At 64.0% G+C, this 5,770-nt stretch carries 7 protein-coding genes; all 7 read right to left on the bottom strand.

Annotation, left to right across the window (positions count from 1 at the left end; genetic code table 11):
• The coding region (locus EN994_RS14940) for a nucleotidyltransferase family protein (RefSeq protein ID WP_127307620.1) at positions 1-972 on the bottom strand (972 nt) is incomplete at its 3' end.
• Positions 969-1,646 (bottom strand): glycosyltransferase family A protein, encoded by a 678-nt coding sequence (locus tag EN994_RS14935; protein ID WP_063169806.1) that lies wholly within the window; start codon positions 1,644-1,646, stop codon positions 969-971. The genes EN994_RS14940 and EN994_RS14935, both read right to left, overlap by 4 nt.
• Complete coding sequence (locus EN994_RS14930) at positions 1,646-2,398, bottom strand: glycosyltransferase family A protein (RefSeq protein ID WP_063169807.1); 753 nt, start codon at positions 2,396-2,398, stop codon at positions 1,646-1,648. The genes EN994_RS14935 and EN994_RS14930 overlap by 1 nt, the downstream gene beginning before the upstream one ends.
• A 55-nt stretch (positions 2,399-2,453) precedes the next feature.
• Positions 2,454-3,206, bottom strand: a complete 753-nt coding sequence (locus EN994_RS14925; RefSeq protein ID WP_063169808.1) for a glycosyltransferase family A protein — start codon at positions 3,204-3,206, stop codon at positions 2,454-2,456.
• The gene (locus EN994_RS14920) at positions 3,203-4,252 is read right to left on the bottom strand and encodes a hypothetical protein (RefSeq protein ID WP_063169809.1); all 1,050 of its coding nucleotides are present in this window, start codon (positions 4,250-4,252) and stop codon (positions 3,203-3,205) included. The genes EN994_RS14925 and EN994_RS14920 overlap by 4 nt, the downstream gene beginning before the upstream one ends.
• Before the next feature lie 46 nt (positions 4,253-4,298).
• Positions 4,299-4,730: a PqqD family protein gene (locus EN994_RS14915; protein ID WP_013528271.1), complete on the bottom strand. Its 432-nt coding sequence runs from the start codon at positions 4,728-4,730 to the stop codon at positions 4,299-4,301.
• A 169-nt stretch (positions 4,731-4,899) separates the two neighbouring features.
• Positions 4,900-5,770: hybrid-cluster NAD(P)-dependent oxidoreductase (locus tag EN994_RS14910; RefSeq protein WP_164745929.1), on the bottom strand; the 871-nt coding region annotated here is incomplete at its 5' end.

The raw sequence follows: 5,770 nt of genomic DNA, 5'->3' as shown, positions 1-5,770 counted from the left end.
GGCTTGCAGAACCGACGACCAACGCGACAGGCCAGCCCGGTCGGCCATCTCGAAGATTCTGGCCATTGTCCGTTCCGGCACCGGAATGCCGATCTCGAACGCCAGATAGGATAACGCCACCGCCGCTGGAACCGCCAGGCCGCGTCTTCCGACGATGTCGAGGAACATCCCCCAATCGACGTCTTCGGCATGGATGGCGACCGCGCAGTCGACAAGCCAGTCGCTGTGGGTGTGGGCGTCGAGGCCGCCATGGGCGATGGCCAGTGCCATGCGATCGGCCGGCGATGGCACGAAGACCGCGACGCCGCTGAATTGTGCCGGGACCGCCCGTTGCCAGATCGCCAGGTCGTCTTCCGCGCTCGTCTGCGACCCATCATAGCCGAGCTGGTGCAGGTCGATGTCGCCGAAACGGCCCTTGAAGAAGTTCATCGACCGCAGCGACGCCAACCGGGTTCGCAGATATTGCGCGCTGACGCCCGAGGCGATCTGCCAGTCGCGGTCGCGCAAGATGTCGAAGACGGCAGCCATGTCGCGCGGGCGCACCAGTATGTCGATGTCATGCGCCACCCGACCACGCTGCGCCGACGCGTTCAAGGCAATGCGGCTGGCGCCCTTGATCAGCATGATGTCGGCGCCGCCGTCGGCCATCGCCTTCAGCGTCGGCTCGGCCTCGCGCATCGCCATGCGCGACTTCGTCCACAGCATCTTCTGCAGGCCGACGAGGCGCGGGTGCGCGGTATGCCCGGCCAGTTTTCTGCCGAACCTGTCGGAGATGGCGGCGAGCAGACGATGTTCTCGAAACGAGACGAGGTCGATGTCGTTCTCGTCGAGCCAGCGCGCGGCGCAGGCAGCGGCTGCGTCCTCATCGGAGAGCAGCGCCGCCTTCAGCAACAGGTCCAACTGGCCGGTGGGCCACGACCAGCCATAGTCCGGGAAGCGGCGGCTGATGCGGCGAACAGGCCTGGCGTTCAACTGGAGCCCGCCTTGTTCTGGGCCCGCCGCTGCATGGCGAGCCTTGCGACCTGGATATAGCCCCGGTCGCGTGCCGGATCGCGGCCGTAGGAAAGGCTGCCCGGACGGATGCGGCGCAATGCAAGCACGTCGTCGAGCATGGCAAGTACAAAGCCTGCCTCACGAACCCGGGCGATCCAGTCGATCATCTCGCCGCGACCGCCTGGTGGGTCGATGATGGGACCGACGCTCTGCACCACCTCCTGGCGGATCATCATCGTCGTGCGCGACCAGCCCGCTCCACTGGCCGCATCGGGCAAATCGGGGCTGTCGCCGCGAAACGTCCGCCAGTGCGTAAAGACGCCCGCTGTCCCGGGATGACGGCCGAGATAGGCCAGTTGCTGTTCGATCTTGTCCGGCAGCCACAAATCGTCGGCATCGAGCGTCGCGATGAGCGGCGTCGAGAGTGCCGCAATGCCACGGGTCGTTGCGCTGCCGGGTCCGGCATTGTCCTGTCGCAGCACCGTCACCGGCAGGTTCATCGCATCGATCACCGCGGCCGTATCGTCGGTCGAACCGTCATCGACCACGACGATGGCCTCCGCTTTTGCCGTCTGGGCCAGAACGGAGTTCAGGGCAGCGCCTATGGTGGCGGCCGCGTTGAAAGCCGGAATGACGACGCCGTAGCCTGCCATCAAAGGAACCGCCACTGCGCGAGATCCTTGAAGTCGAAGATCCCCTCCACCCGGCGCAAGCTGGGATCGGCCTTGCGACGCTTCATCGACTTGTGAATGGCGCGCATGAACTCGCGAAAGGGCACATCGGCTTCCTTGGTCATGTTGCCGGGATGACGCCTGTAATAGAGAGCCACCGTATCGGGCATAACGTATTTTGCCTGGCTCTCAAAGATACGCAACAGATAGTCGGTGTCCTCGGCCTGTTTGAAATCCTCGTCGAAACCACCGGTGCGCTCGATGAGGTCTCGCGCGAAGATCCCGGCGGACAGGTGGATCCCTCGCACGGTGATGGAGTGGCTGTCGGCGGCCGGTTCCAGTGTCTCGCCATCTATCTTGTCGACCAGCGTCATGCGCGAATAGGTCAGCTCGAGGCCAGGATCCTCTTCGAAGCAGGCGAGATCCGCCTTGAAGCGGCCTATCGGGGAGATGTCGTCCGAATCGAGAAACGACACCAGACGCGTCTGCGGCAGCAACTGCTTCAGCCCGGCATTGCGCGCCTTGGTGACCCCGCCATTGATCTGCTGGAAAAGACGAATGCATGGGGCCTCGTCGATCAACGACCGTACGACGGCTGCCGAGCCATCGGTCGACCCGTCGTCGATGACGATGATGTCGAGATCGATGTCTTCGCGCTGCCTGAGCAACGAGCGCAGCGCCAGGCCAACGAATTGTTCGCGATTGTAGACCGGCATGATGACGCTCAGCCTCATCGGCGTCTCCAGCAGCGTTGCGGGCTTGGCTGATCCGAGCCGATTGTCTCGAGCATCATGGCATCCGCCAATCGGCGGGACTCTTCAATTCGAAGATGCCCTGGACCTCTCGCCGTGACGGATCGGCCTTGCGCCGCCGCATCGACTTGTGGATTGCACGCAAGTGGTTGCGGACCCTGCCGCTATGTTCCTTGGTGACATTTCCGGCGTGGCGTCGGTAGTAGATCGCGACGGTGTTCGGCAATTCGTAGCGCGGACCGGTTTCGAAGACTCGCAACAGATAATCCGTGTCCTCGGACTGCTCAAAGTCCTCGTCGAAATGGCCGATGCGATCGACAAGCGTTCGACTGAAGAGAGCGGTGCTCAGCGAAATTCCGCGAAGCGTCATGGTACAGCAGTCCGCCTCCGGCTCGAGCTTCTCGTCGTCGATCCGGTCGACCAGCGTCATCAGCGAATAGGTTAGCTCAAGCCCGGAGGTAGCCTCGAAGCGGGCGAGATCGGCCTTGAACCGTCCGGCCAGCGAGATGTCGTCAGAATCCAGGAATGACACGAACTCCGCATCCGGCGGCAGTTGCCGCAGCCCGGCGTTGCGCGCCCTGGCCACGCCCATGTTCGATTGCTGGAAGAGTCGGATGCAGGGGTTTTCGCCCATCATCGAGCGTACGGCCTCAGCAGAGCCGTCGGTCGAACCGTCGTCGATGACGATGATGTCGAGATCGGCGGCGTCCCGCTGCCGCACCAGCGAGCGCAATGCCGAAACGACATAGCGTTCACGGTTATAGACGGGCATTATCACGCTCAGTTTCACGAAGCGCCCCGCACAAGAAAGTCCGCAATCGTGCCGGCTATCTCCTGTGGCTGCGTCCCCAGCGACAGACGATAGCATGGCAGCAGGCGGGTCAGGTCGCTGAAGAAGCGAAAGCCGCTCTCCCGCTCGCCCGGCATCTGCGCTATGCCGGACGGCGCCAAGGCAATCATGGCATCCCTCCGCGACACCGGCACGATCGAACTTGCCCCGCCTCCGCCGATATGTGGCACCAGCAGCGCAACGATGTCCAGGGTTTCAGGCACCGGCCGGGGCGCGATGTCATGAATGTGAAAAGCATATTTGCCTTGCCAGTTGAGCGGGCTATGAGCTGGCAGCCGGTGATCCAGCCCAAGTCGCGCGAATCCCTGGGGATCCTGCTTGAGTGTTGAAAACAACGGGCGGGCAGTCACGCCGTTGGAGAGGTCGACCAGCACATAATCGTCGCCGACGCTGTCCAGCCCGTGGAGGAGGCCGGCGGCGACGGTCCCGGATTTCCCGGCGCCGCCCGCGCCGGCCAGCAGTACGCCCCTGCCTTTGGTGCCGAGCGTCCCCGCATGGGCCAGCCGCATGCCACGTGCCGCATATTCCCAATGGAGGAAGGGGCGCAGCGGCGCTCCCGGCTCCCACGGTGGAAAGGCATCGGCCGAGGCCATCAATTGCACGCCAACGCGACGTTGCGGATCATAGAACTGCCAGAAATCCAGGTCGTGGAAATGGTTGCCGCGCAATCCGGCTTCCGCCAGCCTGGTGGCGAAGCCATGCTGCGTGAAGGGTCCTTGGCCCCATCTGGCCGGTGCCGCGATGCCGTCAATGCCGGGATGTGCGACGAAGATGCGGCAGATGTCGGCAGGCGCTCGGTTGTCCGCAGCCGTGACAAAGCCATGAGCGAAGGCATCCGCCAACGCGCCGGCACTCACATGAGCGGTCAACTCCAGATGCGGCAAACCCACCTTGCAGGTCAGTGGATAATGCGCGGCGCTGCTCTGCGCTTGCGCCAGGACATGACGTGCGTAGTCAGTCAGGTTTTCGAGAGTGACGTTCGGCATGGTCTGCCTGTTCCGGAGCCGTCCGGCAACGAGAGCCTGGCGCGCCTCAGTTGGCCTGCTTCACTGCGGGCCAGCCGAGGGGCTCCTCGACCTCGTGGATGGGATCGACGACAATGAGGTCGGCAAGGTCGTCATGGATGTCGACCTTGAGGGGCTCGCCGGCAGCGGCGAGCTGAGCCAGCAATTCGCTGGGAACCGGTCTTGCCACGCCATCGGTTGCGGCCGCCAGCAAACCGAATTCGAGCAATTGTGAAACAAAGCCGTCAATCGCGGCGGCATCGAGGGCGCCAATCCCGGTCGCGGCGCCGACCAGTTCGGAGGCAGGCACGCCGGACGACAGTGCATCCCAAAGCCTGCTGCCTGAATCAGAGAAGCCGAAATATTTACCGGTGGTCAGGTCGAGAACGACGGCTTCGCCATCGAAGGATTCAAAGACGATATCCTTGCTGGCAATGGCATATACGCCGGATTGTCGCATGTTTGCTCCCCGCCGAAGCAGGCCGCGGAGATGATCTTCGGGCCCTACGGTCAACCCCACCGTTGCAGGCGTCTAACCATTTGCAGGGTTTTTGGCAAGATGGCGTAGGCCCGGCCGAGCGCAGCTGCAGGCCGCGCGGGCATGGACAGCCTCTGACCGTGCCTGCCGGTCACGCCTCGATTTCAAGCGCCGAAAGCGGCTTCGAGCAACAGGCGAGGATAAAGCCGTCTTCGATTTCGTGATCGAGGATGCCGCCATTGTGGCTCATCTCGACGTCGCCCGCGACCTTCCTCACCTTGCAGGTGCCGCACAGGCCGAACTCGCAGGCGGCGGGAATCCGCACCCCCGAGGCGCGTGCCGTCTGCAGCACGGTCTGGCCGGCGACGCATTCGGCATCGACATCGGAATGCGAGAACCGGATCGGTGTCACGGCCTCCACGGTGGCAGCGGCGCCGTCTTCCGCCGGCGGCGAGAACGGCGCCGGGATCTCCTCCACGGCAGGCGCGGCAAAGCTTTCCTGATGGTATTTCGCCATGTCGAAGCCGGCTGCGTCCAGCATGCCGCGCACGGCGCGCATGAAAGGATCGGGGCCGCAGCAGAAAATCTCGCGCTCGCGGAAATCGGGCGCCAGCAATGGCAGCCGGATCGCGTCGATGCGGCCCATATGGCCGAACCAGCCCTCGCGGCTCGACCGCTCCTCGATCATGAAGCCGAGCGACAGCCCAGGCATGCGGCTGCCGAGCAGTTCGAGCTCCTTGCGGAAAATGATCTCTTCCGGGCGGCGCGCGCAGTTGACGAAGCCGACATCGGTCCATGGCGCGCAGTCGTTCAGCCAGCGCAGCATCGACATCATCGGCGTCACGCCGGAACCGGCCGAAATGAACAGGTATTTGGCGGCCGGGTGGCTGTGCAGCGAGAAGTCGCCGGTCGGCCCATAGGCCTTGACGTGCGAACCGGGCGTCAGATGGTCGAACATCCAGCGCGTACCGGTGCTGCCCGCCTGCGCCTTGACCGTCACCGCGATCGAGAACGGCCGCGAC

Origin of the sequence: Mesorhizobium sp. M7A.F.Ca.CA.002.09.1.1, assembly GCF_003998555.1 — a bacterium.
Taxonomy (GTDB): Bacteria; Pseudomonadota; Alphaproteobacteria; order Rhizobiales; family Rhizobiaceae; genus Mesorhizobium; species Mesorhizobium ciceri.
Note: the sequence above shows the minus strand (reverse complement) of the source record. Positions and strands in the feature narration are given on the sequence as shown.

Bases quoted from the DNA above. Each gene is read 5' to 3' on its own strand.
- EN994_RS14920 (WP_063169809.1), bottom strand. From the start codon at position 4,252: ATGCCGAACGTCACTCTCGAAAACCTGACTGACTACGCACGTCATGTC.
- EN994_RS14935 (WP_063169806.1), bottom strand. From the start codon at position 1,646: ATGGCAGGCTACGGCGTCGTCATTCCGGCTTTCAACGCGGCCGCCACC.
- EN994_RS14930 (WP_063169807.1), bottom strand. From the start codon at position 2,398: ATGAGGCTGAGCGTCATCATGCCGGTCTACAATCGCGAACAATTCGTT.
- EN994_RS14915 (WP_013528271.1), bottom strand. From the start codon at position 4,730: ATGCGACAATCCGGCGTATATGCCATTGCCAGCAAGGATATCGTCTTT.